Origin of the sequence: Phenylobacterium sp., assembly GCF_046290725.1 — a bacterium.
In the GTDB taxonomy this organism is placed as follows: domain Bacteria; phylum Pseudomonadota; class Alphaproteobacteria; order Caulobacterales; family Caulobacteraceae; genus Phenylobacterium.
Map to the genome: position 1 here is coordinate 954,854 of NZ_JBKBUH010000002.1, position 19,705 is coordinate 974,558.

A 19,705-nucleotide genomic window follows, 5' to 3' on the forward strand; every position below is an offset into this window, starting at 1 on the left:
ATTGTTCGCCAGGGAGGCGTACGCTTCTTTCCTCTCCCGCAAGCGGGAGAGGGTGTCCGAAGGACGGGTGAGGGCGAGGCGCAGCCGAGGCCGCCGCAGGCGGGCGACGCGGAGCGGCGCAAGAGACTCCTGCGCTAGAAAGTGTTGGCGCCTGCGGCGCCAGCGGCTTCGCCGCCCTCGCGGCCTTCAGCCGCGAGTCCTCACCTGGCCTTGCGGCCTGTCCTCTCCCGCAAGCCGGGAGAGGAGAATGTGAAACGTCAGGCTGGGCGCTTCATGCGCACTTCGCGCACCGTGCGGGTGGAGGAGTTCATCACCAGGGTGTGGGTGTGAACGAAGCCGTCACGTAACGAAACGCCGTCCAGCAGCGCGCCCTTGGTGACGCCGGTGGCGGCGAAGATGGCGTCGGCGCGGACCATCTCGTGCAGGTCGTACTTCTTGTCCAGGTCGGTGATACCGACCCGGGCGGCGCGGGCGCGCTCGTCGGCGTTGCGGAACACCAGCCGGCCCTGGAACTGGCCGCCGACACACTTGAGCGCCGCGCAGGCCAGCACGCCCTCCGGCGCCCCGCCCTGCCCCACATAGAGATCCACGCCGGTGGCCGGGTCGGCGGTATTGATCACGCCAGCCACGTCGCCGTCGGTGATCAGGTGCACGCGCGCCCCGACCGAACGGACCGAGGCGATGATCTCGGCGTGACGGGGCCGGTCGAGCACGCAGACGGTGATCTCAGCAGGCTCGACGCCCTTGGCGGCGGCCAGGGCCTTCACATTATCCGCAGGGCTCTTGTCGAGATCGATCACGCCTTCCGGATAGCCCGGCCCGCAGGCGATCTTGTCCATATAGGTGTCGGGGGCGTTCAGCAGGGTGCCCTTGGGCGCCCAGGCCATCACCGCCAGGGCGTTGGCCATGGCCTTGGCGGTAAGCGTGGTGCCCTCCAGCGGATCGAGAGCGATGTCGATGGCGTGCTTGCCGCCCTTTCCGACCTTCTCGCCGATGTAGAGCATCGGCGCCTCGTCGCGCTCGCCCTCCCCGATGACGATCTCCCCGTCGATCTCGAGCTCGTTCAAGGCCGTGCGCATGGCGTCGACGGCCGCCTGGTCGGCGGCCTTTTCGTCGCCGCGTCCGGCCAGCTTCCAGGCGGCGACGGCGGCCACCTCGGTCACGCGGACCGCGTCCAGCACCAGGCCGCGATCGAGAACGTCCGAACTCATCTTGTCTCTCCAACCGCCCGTTCGGGCTCTCTTCTTTATGTCTTTCAGGAACTAGATGCGAGCGATGCGCAAAAGCCGCGGGCGCTCCAGCACGGCGGGCAGGCCGGCGATGCGGTCGATGGCTGTCGTCAGCACGGATTCGGCCACCGCATGGGTGGTCAGCACGATGGGCACGCCCTCGGCGTTCTCGACCGGCTTCTGCAGGAAGCTCTCAATGGAGACTCCCGCCTCGGCCAGGGTTTCGGAGACCGCGGCGATGACGCCCGGCTCGTCCTTCACCAGGAAACGTAGATAGGCCCGGCTCATGCTCTTGGCCGGGTCGACGGGCGTGAAAGGCGAAAGCGTGGTCGCCGGCTTCTGGAACACCGGCCGCTGGGCGCCGGTCATCACGTCGGCGATGTCGGCGGCGACGGCGGCGGCGGTCGGCCCCGAACCCGCGCCCGGCCCCTGAACGAAGATGCGGCCGACGCGGGCGCTTTCGATGAAGAGGGCGTTCAGCGCTCCGCCGGCCTGGGCTAGCGGGTGGTTCTGGGCCACCAGCGACGGGTGCACGCGGACCAGCACGCCCTCCGGCGAGCGGTCGGCCGAGGCGATCAGCTTGATCTTGTAGCCCAGGTCCTTGGCGAGCTGGATGTCCAGAAGGGCCACCTGGTCGATGCCTTCGATCTCGGCGGCGGCGTAGTGCGGCGCGCAGCCGAAGGCGAGCGCCGCCAGGATCGAAATCTTGTGGGCCGCGTCGAAGCCGCCGACGTCCATGGTCGGATCGGCCTCGGCATAGCCCAGGCGCTGGGCCTCGGCCAGAACGTCGGCGAAGGCGCGGCCGCCCGCCTCCATCTCGGTCAGGATATAGTTGCAGGTGCCGTTGAGGATGCCGGCGACGGACTTGACCTCGTCGCCGACCAGGGCCTCGCGCACCATCTTCACCGCCGGGGTGCCGCCCATGACGGCGGCCTCGAACAGCAGGGGCGCGCCCTTGGCTTCGGCCAGCGCCGCGAGTTCCGCGCCATGCTCGGCGATCAGGGCCTTGTTGGCGGTGACCACGGGCTTGCCGAGGTTCAGGGCGGCCTCGACTGCGGCCTTGGCCGGGCCGTCGGAGCCGCCGATCAGCTCCACGAAAAGGTCGTTGTCCGGCGAGGCGGCGAGCGCCACCGGGTCGTCGAACCAAGGCAGGTTGGAGATGTCGAACGGACGGGGCCGCGAACGCGAGCGGGCCGAGACGCCGGTCACGCTCGCGCGGCCGCCGGCCGGGGCGAAGTCCGGCCGCTCGGATAGGAAGTTGAGAAGCCCCGCGCCGACGGTGCCGAGCCCCGCCACGCCGATCCGCCAGTCCGTCTTGGTCATTGCGCCGCCAGGGTGTTGTGGGCCCGCCCGAGGATCTCGTCGGCGTTGGCCAGGAACTTCTTCACGTTGCGGGCGGCCTGGCGGATGCGGTGCTCGTTCTCCACGAGGCCGACGCGCACGAAGCCCTCGCCGTACTCGCCGAAGCCGACGCCAGGGGCCACGGCCACGCCCGCCTCCTCCACCAAGAGCTTGGAGAAGAGCAGCGAGCCGGCCTCCTTGAACTTCTCCGGCACCGGCGCCCAGGCGAACATGGAGGCGGGCGGCGCAGGAATGTCCCAGCCGGCGCGCTTCATGGACTCCACCAGGCAGTCGCGGCGGGCCTTGTAGATGGCGCGGATCTCGGCGACGCAATCCTGCGGCCCGTTCAGGGCGGCGGCGGCGGCGACCTGGATCGGCGTATAGGCGCCATAGTCCAGATAGGACTTCACCCGCGCCAGTGCGGCGCAGATGCGCGCATTGCCCACCACCATGCCGACCCGCCAGCCGGCCATGGCGTAGGTCTTGGAGAGCGAATTGACCTCGACGGCGATGTCCTTGGCGCCTTCGACCTGCAGGACCGACGGCGGCGGGTTGTCGTCGAAATAGATCTCCGAATAGGCGATGTCGGAGATCACCAGCAGGTCGTGCTTCTTCGCGAGCGCGATGGCGTCCCTGTAGAAGTCGAGATCGACGCACTGGGCCGTCGGGTTCGACGGATAGGAGAGGATCAGCACGCTGGGCGGCGGCGCGGAGTGCTTCACCGCACGGCTGACTCCGGCCAGGTATTCCTCCGGCGTGTGGGCGGGCACGTGCCGGATCACCCCGCCGGCCATGATGAAGCCATAGGCGTGGATCGGATAGGCCGGGTTCGGGCAGATCACCACGTCACCGGGCGCGGTCAGGGCCTGGGCGAGATTGGCGAAGCCCTCCTTCGAGCCGAGCGTGGCGATCACCTCGGTGTCGGGGTCGAGCTTCACGCCGAAACGGCGCTGATAGTAGCCGGCCATGGCCTTGCGCAGGCCCGGAATGCCCTTCGAAGCCGAATAGCGCCCGGCCTTGGGGTCGCGGGCGGTCTCGATCATCTTCTCGACGATGTGCTTGGGCGTCGGCATGTCGGGATTGCCCATGCCGAAGTCGATGATGTCGACGCCCTGGCCGCGAAGGCGAGCCTTGATGCGGTTCACCTCCTCGAGGACGTAGGGGGGAAGGCGTCGGATACGGTGGAATTCGGGTGTCATTTTGAGCTCAAGCCGCATCCTTGCGGCGGTGGGAGCCGAGGTCGCGCATGGATAGCCCCCGGGCGGGGGGTCGCCAAGCAGGTTCGAGGCATTTTACGCCCCCGCGGCCGGCTATCTGGGCGGCGGGGGCGGTGTAGCTCGCTCGCGGGCCTGGCGAGCGAACGCTTCCGCAGCAGCGGTGGCCGAGGGAGGCGCGTCGTCGGCGCCGGCGGCGCGGCGGGCGCGCTGGGCGAAGGCCTCGGTGCCCTCCAGGGTCCAGGTGCCGGGGGCGGTCTCGCGCTCCAGCTCGGCTGCGGCCGATTCGAGGTCGTTGGCCGCCTGCCCCCAGGCCGCGGGCGGGCGCTGGTCGGCGGGAACGGGCGGAATGTCGGCGAAGGTGGGGTAATCGCGCTGGAGGCGGGCGACCCGCGCCACCTCGGCCGCCACGGGCGAGGCCGGATCCACCTCGGCGGTGGCGAACGGATTTCCGGCGCAGGCTCCGAGCAGCGCGCAAAGCCCCGCCCCCGCCACCAGGCGGAGCGACGCCCCCATCCGGAGGGGCTGTGCGAAAAGTCGAAGCGGCGCGTTCATTTCTCTCCCGGTCTTATGCCATGATCGATCCGGGCGAAAGAGCGCGACAGCCAAAGCCCAAGGGAAGCGTGCGCAAGGAAAGCGGCCATGACGGAACAGCCCTCCGCTCCGACCAAGCCCAAGGGCAAGAAGAAGGCGAAGGACAAGGCCGCGGCCAAGGCTCCGAAAAGCGCCGCCAAGGCCCCTTCCTCGCCGCCCCCGCCGCCGGACCTCACCGCCAGCCCCGCCGCGGTGGCGGGCGCGGCCCAGTCGGCGTCGAACGGCGCGGGCCTCAGCCTGGAGGCGTCCGCCAGCTTCGATCCGAAGGCGCTCACCGCCGAGCAGCGGGCGGTGCTGGAGAAGCTGTCGGCGAACCTCGCCCGCGCGGCCCTGACCGCCCAGGGCGCGATCGCCGAAGCCGCCCTGCGCCAGGCCGATCGCCCGGCGGCGCTTTCGCCGGACCCGTTCCACGTGACGCCGGCGCTCACCGACGTGATGGGCCGCCTGGCCGCCCAGCCCGACCGGCTGGTGCGCGCCCAGGCCGACCTCTTCCAGCGCTATATGGAGCTGTGGCAGGCCGCCGCGCGCAAGGCCGCCGGAGAGAATCCGGAGCCGGTGGTCGCCCCGGCCAAGGGCGACAAGCGGTTCACCGATCCCGACTGGAGCGAGAACCCGGTCTTCGACGTGATCAAGCAGTCCTACCTGCTCACCTCCAACTGGCTGAACGGCCTGGTTTCGGAGGTGGAAGGCGTCGACCCGATGTCCAAGCGACGGGTCGAGTTCTTCATGAAGATGCTGACCGACGCGTTTTCGCCTTCGAACTTCCTGGTCTCCAACCCCGCGGCCCTGCGCGAGGCCATGCAGACCCATGGCGAGAGCCTGCTGAAGGGGGTGGAGAACTTCGCCGCCGACCTGCAGCGCGGCGGCGGCCAGCTGTCGATCAGCCAGACCGACTACGAGCAGTTCGAGATCGGCCGCAATGTGGCGACCGCCCCGGGCAAGGTGGTCTTCCAGAACGAGATCATCCAGCTCCTGCAGTTCGATCCGACGACCGAGCAGGTGCACGAAATCCCGCTCCTCATCTTCCCGCCGTGGATCAACAAGTTCTACATCCTCGACCTGCGCCCCGAGAACTCGATGATCCGCTGGCTGGCCGGCCAGGGGATCACGGTCTTCGTCGTCTCCTGGGTCAATCCGGACGCGCGCCTCGCCGAGAAGACCTTCGAGGACTACATGCGCGAAGGCGTCTATGCGGCCACGGACGCCGTCATGACCCAGGCGCAGGTCGATCGGGTGAACACGGTCGGCTACTGCATCGGCGGCACACTGCTCTCGGCCAGCTTGGCGCACATGGCGGCCAAGGGTGACAAACGCATCGCCTCGGCCACCTTCTTCGCCGCCCAGCAGGACTTCGCCGAAGCCGGCGACCTCCTGCTGTTCACCAGCGAGGACTGGCTGTCGGACCTGGAGAAGAAGATGGACGCCGGCGGCGGCGTGCTGTCCGGCCAGACCATGGCCGACACCTTCAACGCCCTGCGCGCCAACGACCTGATCTGGTCGTTCTTCGTGAACAACTACCTGATGGGCAAGGAGCCCAAGCCCTTCGACCTCCTCTTCTGGAACTCCGACCAGACGCGGATGCCCAAGGCGCTGCATATGTTCTATCTGCGCAAGTTCTATGGCGAGAACGCCCTGGCCAAGGGCGAACTGGTGCTGGACGACATCAAGCTCGACCTCTCCAAGGTGAAGATCCCGATCTATGTGCAATCCTCGAAGGAGGATCACATCGCCCCGGCTCGATCGGTCTACCGCGGGGCCAAGCTGTTCGGCGGGCCGGTGACCTTCACCCTGGCGGGGTCCGGCCACATCGCCGGCGTCATCAACGCGCCGGCCGCCAACAAGTACCAGCACTGGACCTGCGAGCACCTGCCCGACTCCGTGGAGGCCTGGATGGGCGGCGCCAAGGAGACGGGCGGCTCATGGTGGCCGCACTGGGCGGAGTGGCTGAAGGCGCGTTCCGGCAAGCTCGTGCCGGCGCGCGATCCGGCCAAGGGTCCGCTGAAGCCGATCGAGGACGCCCCGGGCTCCTATGTGAAGGTGAAGTCGTAAGCGCTTGATCGGGGGCGGAATGCTGAAGTTTCTGTTCGGGCTGGGCGTCTTCTCGGCCCTATGGATCGGTGCGGGCTTCGCGGTGACGGCGGCGGCCGGGCCGTTCGAGCCGGCCGGACGCTTTGTCGATATCGGCGGGCGCAAGCTGCGTCTGGTCTGCGAGGGGCCGAAGACCGACGCGCCCACGATCTGGATGGAGGCCGGCGCCTGGGGCCTGGCGGCCGACTTCGCCGCCCTCCAGCAGCGGCTGGCGGAACGGGGCCTGCGCTCCTGCGCCTACGACCGCGCCGGCATGGGCTTCTCCGATCCGGGCCCGAGCCCGCGGGATTCGGCGGCCATCGTCTCGGACCTGGAGGCCCTGATCGCCGCTTCGGGCGAGCCGGGGCCGTTCATCCTGATGCCCCACTCCATGGGCGGCCAGCACGCCCGCCTGTTCGCCGCGCGCAATCCGGACAAGGTCGCCGGACTGGTGCTGTTGGAGGCCACCACCCCCGAGATGGGCGAGGATCCCCGCGCCGAACGGTTCCTGAGCGGCGTGCAGTTCGTGGCCCGCGCCGCCGCGGTCTCGGCGAGCGTCGGCTTCACTCGCGTCCTCTACGGCTTCGGCGACCGTATCGGCCTGCCGCCGCAAGGATCGAAGGAGAAGAAGCGGGCCTATGTGTCCGGCCGTCACGCGCGCACCTCGGCCGACGAGGTGCTGCACTGGCGCCAGGGCGCGGCCCAGGCGATCACCGCGGGCGGCTATGACCCGGACTGGCCGGTGGCGGTGATCACGGCCGGTGATCCCGAACGCATGGGGGACTGGAACATCGCCCGGCGGGCGCCGGAGCGGGCCTCACGCGCCGGCTATTACGAGAACGACCCTGCCGCCGGCCACGCCACCCTGCTGGGCCTCACCCATTCCGACGCCGTGCTGCGCGGCGTCGACCATGTTCTGGCGGCGCTGGCCGCGCCGCCCCAGGAGACCCCATGAGATCGTCGATCCTCGCCTTCGCCGCCGCCACATTCGCCCTGCCCGCCTTCGCGGCGCCCGCTCCGGTGCAGGAAGCCTTCTTCGCGCGGCTGCAGAGCCTGTGCGGCCAGAGCTTCTCGGGACGGCTGGCGACCGACGATCCCGCCGACGCCGACTTCGCCGGCAAGCCGCTGGTGATGCAGGTGGCCGCCTGCTCGGACGACGAGGTGCGCATCCCCTTCCATGTCGGCGAAGACCGCTCCCGCACCTGGGTGGTGACCCGCACCGAGACGGGACTGAGGCTCAAGCACGACCATCGGCACGAGGACGGCTCGGAGGACGCGCTCAGCCAGTACGGCGGCGACACGGCCGATACGGGAACGGCCCGGCGTCAGGAGTTCCCCGTCGACGAATTCTCAAAGGCGCTGTTCACGCGCGAGAACCGCCAGGTCTCGCTCACCAATGTCTGGGCGCTGGAGGTGGAGCCTGGCGAGATCTTCGCCTACGAGCTGCGCCGGCCCGGAACGCCCGGCCGCTTCTTCCGCGTGGAGTTCGACCTGACCGCGCCGAAGGTGGCGAGCGTTCGTTAGGTCCGCGCGCGGTCGCCGAGGCCGAACCGGGCGCTGGCGCAGTTGCTGGCGCCTATGCCGCGACGAACCTCAGCGCCACGCCGTTGTTGCAGTAGCGCAGGCCGGTCGGCCGCGGGCCGTCCGGAAAGACGTGGCCCTGGTGGCCCAGGCAGCGCGCGCAGTGATACTCGGTCCGCGGCACGCCGATCTTGAAGTCGGTCTTCTTACCCAGAGCGCCGTCCACGGCGGTGTAGAAGCTGGGCCAGCCCGTTCGGCTGTCGAACTTCCAGTCCGACTTGAAGAGCGCCAGGCCGCAACCGGCGCAGACATAGGTCCCGCGGCGCTTCTCCTTGTCGAGCGGGCTCGTACCTGCGCGTTCGGTCGCCTCATGGCGAAGCACCTGATAGGCGGCGGGGGAGAGCCGGCGGCGCCACTCGGCGTCGGAGACTTTGCGCCAGGGCGAGCCGGCGTAGGGGTCGGGGGCGGCGCTCGCCGGCGCGCAGGCGCCGAAGCCCGCGGCCGCCAGGGCCGAGCCCGAGAGGAAGGCGCGACGGTCGATCATGCCCGACATAGGTCGGGACCGTGCTCGGCCGATGCAAGGCCCCTCAGGGCCGCCACTCGTAAAGGGCGTCCGGCTCCCGTTCCTCGTTGTCACGCCCGTCGGTCAGGCGGACGAGGACGAAGCCGCGGGCTTCGTAGAACCGGCGGGCGCGGAGGTTCTTCTGGAAGGTCCAGAGGCGGCGGGGCGCCCGATCCTTCAGCGCCTTGGCCAGCAAGGCGCCGCCGACGCCCCGTCCCTGATGCTCGGGGTGAACATAGAGGTGCGAGATCCAGCCGGGCTTGAAAGCGACGTAACCCGCCGGCGCATCGGCGATCTGCGCCAGCCAGGTCTCGTTATCCGGCAGCAGGCGTTCGGAGAAGAACCGCAGATCCGCTTCCGGCGTGTGCAATTCCGGCAGGAAAGGCAAAGAGAGGCGGACCGTCAGCCGATGGAGAACTGCGACGACCGCCGCATCCTCCGGCCCGGCCCGCTGAAGCTTCACAGCCCGGTCGCTTCCGGCAGGCCCAGCATGAGGTTGAGGCTCTGCACCGCCGCGCCCGAAGCGCCCTTGCCGAGATTGTCCAGCAGGGCGACGAGGCGGGCCTGGCCGGTCGCCTGATTGCCGAACACGAAGAGCTTCATGCGGTTGGTGTCGTTCAGGGCTTCGGGATCGAGCTCGGCGTTGTAGCCCCCGGCCCCCGCGCGGGCGGCCTGCAGGGCGGCGCATTCCTCGGCCGAGGCGACGGTGACGAAGGCCTCCCCTTCATAGGCGGCGGCCAGCGTCTCCAGCAGGGCGGCCGGGGTCGGCGTCTTCGGCAGGGCCCAGAGCTGCAGCGGGACCTCCACGATCATGCCTTGCGCATAGCGGCCCACCGCAGGCGCGAAGACCGGCGGGTGCGAGAGGCCGGCATAGAGCTGCATCTCCGGCAGGTGCTTGTGGGCGAGCGTCAGACCGTAGGCGCGGAAGGCGTCGTTCGTGCCCGCCGGCGTCGGCGCTTCGAACTCGGCGATCAGCCCCTTCCCGCCCCCGGAATAGCCGGAGACGGCGTTGACGGTGATCGGGAAGTCGGCCGGGATCAGGCCCGCAGTGACCAGGGGCCGCACCAGCGCGATGAAGCCGGTGGGATAGCAGCCGGGATTGGCCACCCGCAGCGACTGGGCGACCGCCGCCCGCTGTTCCTTGTCCATTTCCGGAAAGCCATAGGTCCAGCCCCGGGCGGTGCGGAAGGCGGTGGAAGCGTCGATCACCCGCACATGGTCCGACGAAATCATGCCTACGGCCTCGCGCGAGGCGTCGTCGGGCAGGCAGAGGATCACCGCATCGGCGGCGTTCAGGCGCTCGGCGCGGGCGGCCGGATCCTTGCGCTTCTCCGGATCGATGGAGATCAGCTCGAGATCGCGGCGGCTTTCGAGCCGCTGCCGGATCTGCAGGCCGGTGGTGCCGGCTTCGCCGTCGATGAAGACTGTCGGGGCCATGATCGGTAATCCAGCTTGGTCAGCCAAAGAGAAAGGGCGCTTCGGTTGCCCGAAGCGCCCTCCAAACGCGAATGCTCGCGCGCGGCTTAGCGCTTCGAGAACTGGAAGCTGCGTCGGGCCTTGGCGCGGCCGTACTTCTTCCGCTCCACGACGCGCGGGTCGCGGGTCAGGAAGCCGTGCGGCTTCAGCACGGTGCGCAGGCCCGGCTCGTAATAGGTGAGCGCCTTGGCGATGCCGTGACGAACGGCGCCGGCCTGGCCGGAGAGGCCCGAGCCTTCCACCGAGACGACGACGTCGAACTGGCCGAGGCGGTCGGCGACCTGCAGCGGCTGGGCGATCATCATGCGCAGCACCGGGCGGGCGAAATAGACCTCCTGGTCGCGGCCGTTGATGGTGATCTGGCCCTTGCCGGGCTTGATCCACACCTTGGCGATGGCGTTCTTCCGCTTGCCGGTGGCGTAGGCGCGGCCCTGGGCGTCGATCTTCGGCTCGCGGGGCGCCTGTTCGGCTTGCGGGTTGGAGGAGAGGCTCTGCAGGGCCTCGAAACCTTGGGTCTCGGACATCTGGCTTACGCGCTCCGCACGTTTTTGGCGTTCAGGTCGGCGAACGCGATGGTCTCGGGGTTCTGCGCCGCGTGCGGGTGCTCCGCGCCGTTATAGATGCGCAGATGCGTCATCTGCTTGCGGGCGAGCGGGCTTTCCTTCGGCAGCATGCGCTCGACGGCCTTTTCCAGGATCCGCTCGGGATACTTGCCGCCGAGGATCTTGTCGGCGGTGCGTTCCTTGATCCCGCCCGGATAGCCGGTGTGCCAGTAGTAGACCTTGTCGGTCAGCTTCTTGCCGGTGAACTTCACCTTGTCGGCGTTGACGACGACGACGAAGTCGCCGCAGTCGACGTGCGGGGTGTAGTCGGGGCGGTGCTTGCCGCGGAGACGCATGGCGATGAACGAGGCGAGGCGGCCGACCACGGCGTTCTCGGCGTCGATCACGATCCACTTCTTCTCGACGTCGGCGGGCTTCAGGGAAGCCGTCGTCTTCATCATGGGAACGATCCGTATGCCTTTGCCCTGGCGGACCCTTCCCGCCAGCGACATGAGGGCGCGCTCTTACGCGGCGCCTGCAAACATGTCAATCGGCGCCTGCCGCAATCCGTTGCAAAATCAGCATTTCCCGCACATGGTATCATGATACCACGATAATATGCGGGCCGGATTTTTGGTCATGCATTTGTGATGCGGGCGGAGTAGCACTCAGCCTCCGAGAGTTCAGGGGACAGGCGTCATGATTTCTTCCCGGCGGGGCTTCCTGGCCGGCGCGGCGGTGACCGCGGCGTTCGGCGGCTATGCATTGAAAGCCAACGGCCAGGGCGCGGCCGAAACCTATGTCAACGAGGTCCACGGCTACGGACCGCTGGTCCCCGACCCAAAGAAGATCTTCGATCTGCCGGAAGGCTTCTCCTATCAGGTGATCTCCCAGGCCGGGGAGACCATGAGCGACGGCTTCCTCGTGCCGTACAAGGCCGACGGCATGGCCTGCTTCCCCTATCGCGGCTCGCAGGTGGCGCTGGTGCGCAATCACGAGCTGCGACATACCGATCTCGACCACGGCCCGTTCGGGGTGGGAAGCCGCCTGGCCGCGAAGTTCGACCGGAACAAGGCCTACGCCCTGAACAAGGATGGCCTGCCCCTGCCCGGCGGCACGACCACCATGATCTACGACCTGAAGAGCCGCCGGATGGTCAGCCAGCACCTGAGCCTGGTGGGCACGACGGTGAACTGCGCCGGCGGCCCGACGCCCTGGGGATCGTGGCTCTCCTGCGAGGAATCGGTGCTGACGCCGGAATCGGGCTCCAGCCAGACCCATGGCTGGGTGTTCGAAGTGCCGTCCGCCGCCCGAGGCGTCGTCACGCCGCACCCCCTGAAGGAGATGGGCCGTTTCCAGCACGAGGCCGCCGCGATCGATCCGCGCACGGGGATCGTCTATCTGACTGAGGACAGCTTCGATCAGCGCGGCCTCTTCTACCGCTTCCTGCCCAACGACCGCCGCAACCTCGCCAAGGGCGGACGGCTGCAGGCGCTGGGCCTGCGCGAGGCGCCGGAAGGCGGCGACGTGCGCAACTTCAAGGGTGATCCGATCTTCTGGACGCCGGGCCAGGTGAAGGAAACCGTCTGGATCGACCTTGAGGGAACCGACAGCCCCAAGGCCGACCTGCGCCTGCGCGGCCAGGCGGCGGGCGCGGCCTTCGTGGGCCGCGGCGAAGGAATCTTCCACTCCGACGCCGGCGTCTATTTCACCTGCACCTCCAGCGGGCCCCAGGGGCACGGGCAGATCCTGCGCTATGTCCCAAGCCCCAAGGAGGGCCAGCCCGGCGAAGCCGACGAGCCCGGTCGCCTGGAGCTGTTCGTGGAGCCGAGCGACGGGCGGGTGATGGACTTCGCCGACAACATCGTCGTAGCGCCCTGGGGTCATATCCTGGTCTGCGAGGACCGCTATTCCGACACCCTGCGCAACCACCTGAAGGGGGTCACCCCCGACGGCAAGGTCTACACCGTCGGGCGCAACGTCTATCGCGACAACGCCGAGCTGGCCGGGGCCTGTTTCTCGCCGGACGGGCGGACGCTGTTCGTGAACATCTACTGGCCGGGCCTGACACTGGCGATCACGGGGCCGTGGGAAAGCTTCAGGGCCTGAAGAACAGCCCCGAGCTCAGGCTGCGCGCGATCCGCTCGGCCTTCTCGACGAAGACCTGCGCCACCTCGGCGGGAAACACCTCGTGCGCCGTCTCCCGCCACAGGCGAAGCCAGATGGGGAACCAGTCGGGCTGCAGGCCTAGCGGCAGGTGGGCGGAGAACGGGTCGCCCTTGTAGCGCCCGCTCGCCAGGGTCACCGACGACCAGAAGTCCGTAAGGGTCGCGATGTGCGGCTCCCAGTCGTGGATCGCCGAATTGAAGACCGGGCCGAGCGTCGGCTCGGCCCGGGCCTTTTCGTAGAAGCGGCGGACCAGGCGCTCGATGTCCTGTTCCGCCGCGACTTCGGGGCTGAGGATGGTCATGCCGCCTTGGGCCATTCGGCCTTCTTCCAGGCGGGCTCTAGCGCATGGTGCGGCGGGCACGGGGCGACGTTCGTCTTCGGCGGCAGGCCGGCCAGTTCGTCGGCATAGCCGTGGTTGACGTCGCGGTGGTGGGCCTCGTCGGCGCGGACCACCAGCACCACGTCGCGCAGCGTCGCCGTCTCCGGCAGGCCCCAATAGCGCTTGGCGATGGCCGGGGCGGCGACGTTGGGCGAACGGCCCTCATCGATCTCGGCGAGGTAGTGGGTGTAGCTGATCACCGCCTCTTCCTCGAAATAGCCGACCACGCGGTGGGCGGTCTTCGACGAGACCAGATAGAGGCCGAAGAAGAAGAGATAGAAGACCCACTGGACGGCCACGACGACGAAGCGTTCGAACAGGGTGGGCTTGGCGACCTCGATGAAGGTCATCAGGTGCATGCGCTCGTTCTCGGCCTCGTCCATCAAGGTCTTGATCCAGCCGCGGTCGTCGCACATCCGGCGCAGGCACTTTAGGTGGTTCAAGGTCGCGCCGACCATGCCGGGCACGGCGGCGACGGTTTCCAGCACCACGGCGCGGTGGCCGTAACGCTTGGCGAAGAAGGTGTCGGCGCAGAAGCGCAGGAGCTTCACGAAGCCGAAGGCGACGCGGTCCGAAAGCCCCGAGGGCTTGTGGTGGACGGTCTCGGCGAGCGGGGCGGTCATAATCCTGATCCTTGCGTACGAACCCGGGGGAGCGGGCAAGGCGAGGTATAGGCCGGCGGCCGGATGGCCGATATTCGGGAGCGTCCCCTACGGGCTGCTACGGAGACGTCACAGTCGGCGGACGCGCCAGGCGAAGGCGGTGGCGAGCCCCAGCACCAGGGCTGCGGCCACCTGGTGGGCGACGCCCAGGCTGATCGGCACGCGCAGCATCAGGGTGGCGATCCCCAGCGCCGCCTGAAGGCCGATGGCTGTGGCCGTGGCCAGGGCCAGACCCTTGGCCGCGCCGGACAGGTAGCGCGAGCGCCGGGCCCCGACGGCCGCCGCGACCCCGACGCCGACCAGCAGGTAGCCGACCAGCCGGTGGTGCAGTTGGACCGCGCCCTGGCTATGGGCGATCGTGCCCCAGACCCCCTCCCCCGCATATTGGGCCGGGAAGAAGCCGCCGCCCATCAGCGGCCAGTCCGTATAGACGAGGCCGGCGTCGTTGCCGGCCACCAACGCCCCCAGCAGGATCTGGAAGAGGACTAGCCCCACCAGGGCGAGGGACCGCCGGGTCCAGGGGCTGGGCAGGGTCTGGCGCGGCGCGCCCGCCCAGGCGTCCAGTGCGGTCCAGATCAGGGCGGAAAAGAGCACGAAGGCCAGGCCCAGATGAACCATCAGCCGCTCGGGCGCCACCGAGACCCTTTCGGAAAGGCCGCTGGCCACCATCCACCAGCCGATCGCGCCCTGGAGCCCGCCCAGCGCGAACAGGACGACGCAGCGCCAGACCAGCCGCCTGGGGATCTCCCGGCGGATCAGGAACCAGGCGAAGGGGACGGCGAAGGCCAGGCCCACGATGCGGCCCAGCAGGCGGTGTCCCCACTCCCACCAGTAGATGGTCTTGAACTCGGCGAGGCTCATGCCGCGGTTGACCTGCTGATACTGGGGGATCTCGCGGTAGCGGGCGAATTCCGCCTGCCAGTCGGCGTCCGACATCGGCGGCAGGACGCCGGTGACCGGCTTCCACTCGGTGATCGACAGGCCCGAATCCGTCAGCCGGGTCGCTCCGCCCACCACCACCATCGCCAGGACCAGGGCCGCCACCGCGAACAGCCAGACGGCCACGGGGGTGGAGCGGTCGGAGCGGAGGAAGGAGGTCATGGGCGTGTACTGGCGTCCTTAACGCGACGGTATCTCGGGACCTAGACGAGATAGGGCCGACAGTCCACGCCCCCGCCGCCGGCGGAACCGGACGGCCGCCGCGGCATTCCGCAGACGCAGAAGCCACGGAGAGGAAGACCCCATGAGCGGCGTCGGAATTCTGGGCGCGATCATCATCGGCATCCTGGCCGGCTGGATCGCCGAACAGGTGATGAAGCGCGACCATGGCCTTTTCATGAACCTGATCGTCGGACTGGCGGGAGCGTTGCTGGGAGCCTTCGTCGCCGGCGCGCTGGGCATAGAGTTCGCCGGATTCGTCGGAAGCCTGATCGTCTCCACCCTGGGCGCGATCCTGCTGTTGTTCATCTTCGGCCTGGTGCGTCGCCGCCGAGCGTGACGGCGGCCCGCCCGGCGCCTATAGAGGCGCGATGAACGCGCGGAGCCGGAAGTTCGTGGGCGGCGTCGGCATCGTCGCCTTCCTCATCGCCTATGCCTGGGGCGTGGTGATGCTGGGCGAACGCCTGCCCGACCACTGGGCGGCCCACCTGGCCTTCTACGGCCTTGCGGGCCTGGCCTGGGGCGTGCCGATCCTGCCGCTGATCTCGTGGATGAACCGGGGACGCCTCTGACAGGCGTCCGGCCGATGGTCGGAGCGGCGGGATTCGAACCCACGACCCCTTGACCCCCAGTCAAGTGCGCTACCAGGCTGCGCTACGCTCCGACATCGGCGAGCGGCCCTTCTAGCCGCTTGCGAGCCGCGGGCAAGCTGAAATTGCGGCTTACCGTTGAAGCAGCGCGTCCAGCCGGGCCTTGGCGGCCTCGAGGCCGTCGAGCGCCTCGACCAGCCGTTCGCGGCGCTTAGTTATCTAAGCACCTGAAGTCAGGTGCGCCATAAGCCTCGACGCGAGAACTTCCACAACGGCACCGAGTATCGCCTTGGGGATAACAGTCACAATCCAATTCAGCACGTAGTTTACAAAACGCTCGATCAGCTTAGTGGAAACACGGGGCTGCAGAATTGTTGCTTCGAAAGCAGCCAGTTCGCTGAGGGCGATTAAGCGCTCCTCCTCGCCTACATCATTGGCGCTCTGGACGGCGTCGCGAAGCGCCGTGATCTGCGAAGTGATGTCGGTCCGAGCGTTATCGGCGATGGAGACGTAGCGGTCAGACGCTGGCACAGGAGCTTCGCGAGCTATTGTCTCTTCCCCTGGCTCTGAGAGACCGGAAGGGACGGAGCGGTCAAAGAGCGACAGTGCGGCCTCGGCTATATTGCCGACACGGCGCTCACCTTGCTTAATCGTGCCGTTGTCCAGCATCAGGCCGCTTGTATTCCAGCCCGACCATATGTCGGCGCAGAAGGCTTCGAGGTGGGCGCGAGCAACCCTGGCGAGGGTGCCGTCTAGGTCAGCGGACCTCACGCCCTCGTACTCTTTCACAACCGAGAGCACGAGCTCGTGGACAATCGGGACAGTCAGGTTGTCTGAGCGGACGATGGTGCTTGCGGAGTGTAGGTCGGCTTTGGATCTCTGATGGAGTTGCGAAATCTCCTCACTGAGTTTTCTTCTCGCCGCGCCGGTGTGTTCAGCCAGCCGAGCCTCGAACTCCATCCTATTCATTGGCTATCCCTTGGGCGGATCGACCCGCAGCTTCGGAATTTCGCCCGCAGCAGCGCCGCTTCAGCGAAAGGGCGACTCGCCGAACCATGCAACTTAAATGTGCGATTTGCCGGGCGCACCGCCGGGTGTAACGGCCGAAATTGTCGTCGACACAAACCTTCATCTGTCGACGGGCCTAGGGCGAAATTACTGAAAAGAGCCAGTTTCCAGTCGAGACAAATGTCTAAGTAAGTCAAACAATTGGATGCGCTACCAGGCTGCGCTACGCTCCGACATCGGCGAGCGGCCCTTCTAGCCGCTTGCGAGCCGCGGGCAAGCTGAAATTGCGCCTATCGTTGAAGCAGCGCGTCCAGGCGGGCCTTGGCGGCCTCGAGGCCGTCGAGCGCCTCGGCCAGGCGTTCGCGCCCGGCCTCGCCCAGCCTGGGGACGTCGAAATCGCGGCCGAAGTCTTCCGCCGCCGCGCGGATGCGGCCCTCGGCGGCTTCCAGCAGCCCCTTCAGACCCCGATCCTTGTGCAGCTTCTGGACGCCCTTGATGGTGTAGCCGGCCTCGTGCAGCAGGCTCTTCACCCCGCGCAGCACGGCGATGTCCTGGGGCCGATAGAATCGGCGCCCGCCGGCGCGCTTCATCGGGCGGATGAAGGAGAACTTGGTTTCCCAGAACCGCAGCACGTGTTGCGGCACGTCGAGTTCCTCGGCGGCTTCCGAAATCGTCCGGAAGGCGTCCGGGCCCTTGGCCACGGCCTAGAGCGACCTCACCGCGAGAGGGCGCGGTCGACCCGCGCCTTCATCACCTGGGAGGCGCGGAAGCCGATCACGCGGCGCGCGTCGATGGCGGCCGGTTCGCCGGTCTTGGGATTGCGGCCCATGCGCGGGCGCTTCTCGCGCACCTGGAAGACGCCGAAGCCGGAGAGCTTGACCTGCTCGCCGCGTTCCAACGCCTGGGCCATCAGCTCAAGCGTGCGTTCGACCAGCTCGGCGCAGTCCTGGCGGGTCAGCCCCACCTCCTCGTGAACCGCCTCGCAAAGGTCGGCCCGTGTCACCGTTGCGCCTTTCATCGAACGCCCCTGCCCCGAAACAACCGCTACTTGCGTCTTACCTTACGTCGTCATGGACCGATTGTCGCAGCAAGTCAAAGGCTTCAAGCCCTCTTCTTGCCGTTCGCCTAAAGGCGCAGCACGCAGGCGCCCCAGGTGAGGCCGCCGCCCATGGCTTCGAGCAGCAGGAGCTGGCCCGGCTTGATCCGCCCGTCTTGGAGGCCCTGATAGAGCGCCAGCGGGATCGAGGCGGCCGAGGTGTTGGCGTGCTGGGCCACGGTGGAGATCACCTTTTCCTCGGCGATTCCCACCCGCTTGGCGACGCCTTCCAGGATCCGCTGATTGGCCTGATGGGGGATGAACCAATCCACGTCGTGGACGTCGATTCCGGCGTCTGCGGCCGCAGCGAAGATCGCCTCGGAGATGTTCACGACCGCGTGGCGGAACACCTGGTTTCCCTGCATCCGCAGATGGCCGACCTGGCCGTTGGTGGAGACCCCGCCGTCCACATAGAGCAGGTCCTGCTTGGTCCCGTCGGCGCGCAGGGCGAAGCCGAGCAGGCCGCGGTCGGCGGTGGTCCCCTCGCCTTCCTGCGGCTCGAGCACCACGGCGCCCGCGCCGTCCCCGAACAGCACGCAGGTGCCGCGATCGGTCCAGTCCATCAGCCGGGTCATGGTCTCGGCGCCGACCACCAGGGCGCACTTCGAACGCCCGCGGGCGACGAAGCCGTCGGCGGTCGACAGCGCATAGACGAAGCCCGAGCACACCGCCTGGACGTCGAAGGCGATCCCGACCGGACAGCCGAGCTTGCGCTGGACGATGGTGGCGGTGGCCGGAAAGGTCAGGTCCGGCGTCGTGGTGCCGACCACGATGAGGTCCACGTCTTCCGGCCGGCGGCCGGCGGCCTCCAGGGCCCGGCGCGCGGCCTCGACGGCGAGGTCGGAGACCGGCTCGTCCTCGGCCGCCTTGTGGCGCTGGCGGATGCCGGTGCGCTCGACGATCCACTCGTCCGAGGTGTCGACGATCCTGGCCAGATCGTCATTGGTGACGACGGTCTTGGGAAGGAAGCCCCCCACCCCGGTCACCACGCTACGCAGAACTTTCGTCACTCGGCGGCTCCATCGACGGCCGGCGGCTGCTCGGCCACCGCGGCGGTGAGCCGCGTCATATTCCGTTCGATCTCGGCTGCGAAGTCGCTTTGCGCAAGATCCGCGGCCACGCCTATGGCGTCGGCGAACTGACGGTCGACCGCCCCGCCGTGGCTCTTCACCACCACGCCATTGAGGCCCAAAAGCGGCGCGGCGGGGGGCGGGTTCATCTTTTCCCGGAACTTCAGGAGGCCGCCGCGGGCGAGCGCCGCGCCCAGCGTGGAGAGCAGCGAGCCGGTGAGCGCCTGGCGCAGCTCCGCGCCCAGATAGCGGGCCGTGCCCTCGGCGGTCTTGAGGGCGATATTGCCGGTGAATCCATCGGTCACGGCCACATCGACGGTGTTCTTGGACAGGTCGTCGCCCTCCACGAACCCTCGATAATCGAAGTCGAAATCGCCCGCGCGAAGCAGGGCGTGGGCTTCCCGAACCTCTTCGTGGCCCTTCATGTCCTCCGAGCCGACGTTCAGCAGGCCGACGGTAGGACGCGCCGCGCCGTGCGCCACGCGGTGGAAGGCCGCGCCGAGAATGGCGAACTCCACCAGCCGTTCGGCGTCGCAGTCCACATTGGCGCCCACATCCAGCACGGTGGTGACGCCCTTGTGGCCCGGCCAGCTGACCACCAGGGGCGGCCGGTCCATGGGCACGCTCATGCGCAGGAGCAGCAGCGAGACGGCCATCAGAGCGCCGGTGTTGCCGGCGGAGACCGCGGCGTGGGCCTCGCCCGCCTTCACCGCCTCGACGGCGCTCCACATGGAGGTGCCCTTGCCGCGGCGCACCGCCTGGGCGGGCTTTTCGTCCATGGCGATGACGCGGTCGCAGTGGCGGATCTCCGCCCGGCCTTCCAGCGTCGGGCAGCGGGCCAGCTCCGCCTCGATGGCGGCCTGGTCGCCGAACAGCAGGAAGCCGGCCTGCGGGATTCGGCCCGCGGCGATCGCCACGCCCGGCACGACCACGCCCGGGCCATGGTCGCCCCCCATGGCGTCGATGGAAAGAACCAAGGATCGGTTCAAGCAGTCATTCCCCCAGCGGCGCTCGCGCCGATCAGCGC

At 68.5% G+C, this 19,705-nt stretch carries 23 protein-coding genes and 1 tRNA gene; 6 read left to right on the forward strand and 18 right to left on the reverse strand.

From position 1 onward, the window contains the following. Positions 1 to 257: 257 nt before the first annotated feature. The 4 genes from glpX to ACK41C_RS15960 form a co-directional block, all read right to left on the reverse strand. Positions 258 to 1,211: a class II fructose-bisphosphatase gene (gene glpX / locus ACK41C_RS15945; protein WP_409656231.1), complete on the reverse strand. Its 954-nt coding sequence runs from the start codon at positions 1,209 to 1,211 to the stop codon at positions 258 to 260. Between the two features lie 51 nt (positions 1,212 to 1,262). Next, on the reverse strand, positions 1,263 to 2,552 hold the full coding sequence (locus tag ACK41C_RS15950) for a homoserine dehydrogenase (RefSeq protein WP_409656233.1): 1,290 nt from the start codon (positions 2,550 to 2,552) through the stop codon (positions 1,263 to 1,265). Beyond that, on the reverse strand, positions 2,549 to 3,769 hold the full coding sequence (locus ACK41C_RS15955; protein ID WP_409656235.1) for an LL-diaminopimelate aminotransferase: 1,221 nt from the start codon (positions 3,767 to 3,769) through the stop codon (positions 2,549 to 2,551). Before ACK41C_RS15955 ends, ACK41C_RS15950 begins: the two co-directional genes overlap by 4 nt. A 111-nt stretch (positions 3,770 to 3,880) precedes the next feature. Next, positions 3,881 to 4,300: a hypothetical protein gene (locus tag ACK41C_RS15960; protein ID WP_409656237.1), complete on the reverse strand. Its 420-nt coding sequence runs from the start codon at positions 4,298 to 4,300 to the stop codon at positions 3,881 to 3,883. A 126-nt stretch (positions 4,301 to 4,426) separates the two neighbouring features. On the opposite strand from ACK41C_RS15960, the gene phaC reads away from it, so the two are divergent. Genes phaC through ACK41C_RS15975 form a run of 3 tightly spaced genes read left to right on the forward strand, consistent with a single transcriptional unit; the run spans position 4,427 to position 7,969 of the window. Further along, positions 4,427 to 6,427, forward strand: coding sequence for a class I poly(R)-hydroxyalkanoic acid synthase (phaC, locus tag ACK41C_RS15965; protein ID WP_409656239.1), 2,001 nt, complete (start codon positions 4,427 to 4,429; stop codon positions 6,425 to 6,427). A 19-nt stretch (positions 6,428 to 6,446) separates the two neighbouring features. Next, positions 6,447 to 7,400 (forward strand): alpha/beta hydrolase, encoded by a 954-nt coding sequence (locus ACK41C_RS15970; protein WP_409656240.1) that lies wholly within the window; start codon positions 6,447 to 6,449, stop codon positions 7,398 to 7,400. Next, complete coding sequence (locus tag ACK41C_RS15975) at positions 7,397 to 7,969, forward strand: hypothetical protein (protein ID WP_409656242.1); 573 nt, start codon at positions 7,397 to 7,399, stop codon at positions 7,967 to 7,969. The genes ACK41C_RS15970 and ACK41C_RS15975 overlap by 4 nt, the downstream gene beginning before the upstream one ends. Before the next feature lie 52 nt (positions 7,970 to 8,021). On the opposite strand, the gene msrB is transcribed toward ACK41C_RS15975, so the two are convergent. From msrB to rplM, 5 genes are all read right to left on the reverse strand, one after another. Then, positions 8,022 to 8,510 (reverse strand): peptide-methionine (R)-S-oxide reductase MsrB, encoded by a 489-nt coding sequence (gene msrB / locus ACK41C_RS15980; protein ID WP_409656244.1) that lies wholly within the window; start codon positions 8,508 to 8,510, stop codon positions 8,022 to 8,024. Positions 8,511 to 8,553: 43 nt separating this feature from the next. Then, the gene (locus tag ACK41C_RS15985; protein WP_409656246.1) at positions 8,554 to 8,991 is read right to left on the reverse strand and encodes an N-acetyltransferase family protein; all 438 of its coding nucleotides are present in this window, start codon (positions 8,989 to 8,991) and stop codon (positions 8,554 to 8,556) included. Then, positions 8,988 to 9,965, reverse strand: coding sequence for an N-acetyl-gamma-glutamyl-phosphate reductase (gene argC, locus ACK41C_RS15990; RefSeq protein WP_409656248.1), 978 nt, complete (start codon positions 9,963 to 9,965; stop codon positions 8,988 to 8,990). The genes ACK41C_RS15985 and argC overlap by 4 nt, the downstream gene beginning before the upstream one ends. Positions 9,966 to 10,051: 86 nt before the next feature. Next, entirely contained in the window at positions 10,052 to 10,528 is a 477-nt protein-coding gene (gene rpsI, locus ACK41C_RS15995; protein ID WP_409656249.1) for a 30S ribosomal protein S9, read from the reverse strand. A 5-nt stretch (positions 10,529 to 10,533) separates the two neighbouring features. Next, positions 10,534 to 11,007, reverse strand: a complete 474-nt coding sequence (gene rplM / locus ACK41C_RS16000) for a 50S ribosomal protein L13 (RefSeq protein ID WP_409656251.1) — start codon at positions 11,005 to 11,007, stop codon at positions 10,534 to 10,536. Positions 11,008 to 11,245: 238 nt separating this feature from the next. Between rplM and ACK41C_RS16005 the strand changes: the two genes are divergently transcribed. Beyond that, the gene (locus ACK41C_RS16005) at positions 11,246 to 12,655 is read left to right on the forward strand and encodes an alkaline phosphatase PhoX (RefSeq protein WP_409656253.1); all 1,410 of its coding nucleotides are present in this window, start codon (positions 11,246 to 11,248) and stop codon (positions 12,653 to 12,655) included. On the opposite strand, the gene ACK41C_RS16010 is transcribed toward ACK41C_RS16005, so the two are convergent. The 3 genes from ACK41C_RS16010 to ACK41C_RS16020 form a co-directional block, all read right to left on the reverse strand. Beyond that, positions 12,645 to 13,031 carry a group III truncated hemoglobin gene (locus ACK41C_RS16010; protein WP_409656255.1) on the reverse strand — a complete coding sequence of 129 codons (387 nt, stop codon included), beginning with the start codon at positions 13,029 to 13,031 and terminating at the stop codon, positions 12,645 to 12,647. The two genes, ACK41C_RS16005 and ACK41C_RS16010, sit on opposite strands and share 11 nt — an antisense overlap. Further along, a complete protein-coding gene (locus tag ACK41C_RS16015) occupies positions 13,013 to 13,717 on the reverse strand; it encodes an alternative oxidase (RefSeq protein WP_409656257.1) in 705 nt (234 codons plus the stop codon). The genes ACK41C_RS16010 and ACK41C_RS16015 overlap by 19 nt, the downstream gene beginning before the upstream one ends. Before the next feature lie 108 nt (positions 13,718 to 13,825). Continuing rightward, entirely contained in the window at positions 13,826 to 14,857 is a 1,032-nt protein-coding gene (locus ACK41C_RS16020) for a COX15/CtaA family protein (protein WP_409656259.1), read from the reverse strand. A 142-nt stretch (positions 14,858 to 14,999) separates the two neighbouring features. On the opposite strand from ACK41C_RS16020, the gene ACK41C_RS16025 reads away from it, so the two are divergent. Both ACK41C_RS16025 and ACK41C_RS16030 read left to right on the forward strand, forming a co-directional pair. After that, positions 15,000 to 15,254, forward strand: a complete 255-nt coding sequence (locus ACK41C_RS16025; RefSeq protein ID WP_409656261.1) for a GlsB/YeaQ/YmgE family stress response membrane protein — start codon at positions 15,000 to 15,002, stop codon at positions 15,252 to 15,254. 31 nt (positions 15,255 to 15,285) lie between these two features. Next, the gene (locus ACK41C_RS16030; RefSeq protein WP_409656263.1) at positions 15,286 to 15,486 is read left to right on the forward strand and encodes a DUF2842 domain-containing protein; all 201 of its coding nucleotides are present in this window, start codon (positions 15,286 to 15,288) and stop codon (positions 15,484 to 15,486) included. 15 nt (positions 15,487 to 15,501) lie between these two features. On the opposite strand, the gene ACK41C_RS16035 is transcribed toward ACK41C_RS16030, so the two are convergent. From ACK41C_RS16035 to plsX, 6 genes are all read right to left on the reverse strand, one after another. Then, positions 15,502 to 15,578, reverse strand: a tRNA-Pro gene (locus ACK41C_RS16035). A gap of 145 nt (positions 15,579 to 15,723) precedes the next feature. Beyond that, positions 15,724 to 16,464 carry a hypothetical protein gene (locus tag ACK41C_RS16040; protein ID WP_409656265.1) on the reverse strand — a complete coding sequence of 247 codons (741 nt, stop codon included), beginning with the start codon at positions 16,462 to 16,464 and terminating at the stop codon, positions 15,724 to 15,726. A 338-nt stretch (positions 16,465 to 16,802) separates the two neighbouring features. Further along, on the reverse strand, positions 16,803 to 17,213 hold the full coding sequence (locus ACK41C_RS16045; protein ID WP_409656267.1) for a MerR family transcriptional regulator: 411 nt from the start codon (positions 17,211 to 17,213) through the stop codon (positions 16,803 to 16,805). A 14-nt stretch (positions 17,214 to 17,227) separates the two neighbouring features. Beyond that, positions 17,228 to 17,530, reverse strand: coding sequence for an integration host factor subunit alpha (locus ACK41C_RS16050; RefSeq protein ID WP_409656269.1), 303 nt, complete (start codon positions 17,528 to 17,530; stop codon positions 17,228 to 17,230). A gap of 107 nt (positions 17,531 to 17,637) precedes the next feature. Further along, positions 17,638 to 18,618 (reverse strand): beta-ketoacyl-ACP synthase III, encoded by a 981-nt coding sequence (locus tag ACK41C_RS16055; protein ID WP_409656271.1) that lies wholly within the window; start codon positions 18,616 to 18,618, stop codon positions 17,638 to 17,640. Further along, positions 18,615 to 19,667: a phosphate acyltransferase PlsX gene (plsX, locus tag ACK41C_RS16060; RefSeq protein ID WP_409656273.1), complete on the reverse strand. Its 1,053-nt coding sequence runs from the start codon at positions 19,665 to 19,667 to the stop codon at positions 18,615 to 18,617. The genes ACK41C_RS16055 and plsX overlap by 4 nt, the downstream gene beginning before the upstream one ends. Positions 19,668 to 19,705 lie beyond the last annotated feature (38 nt).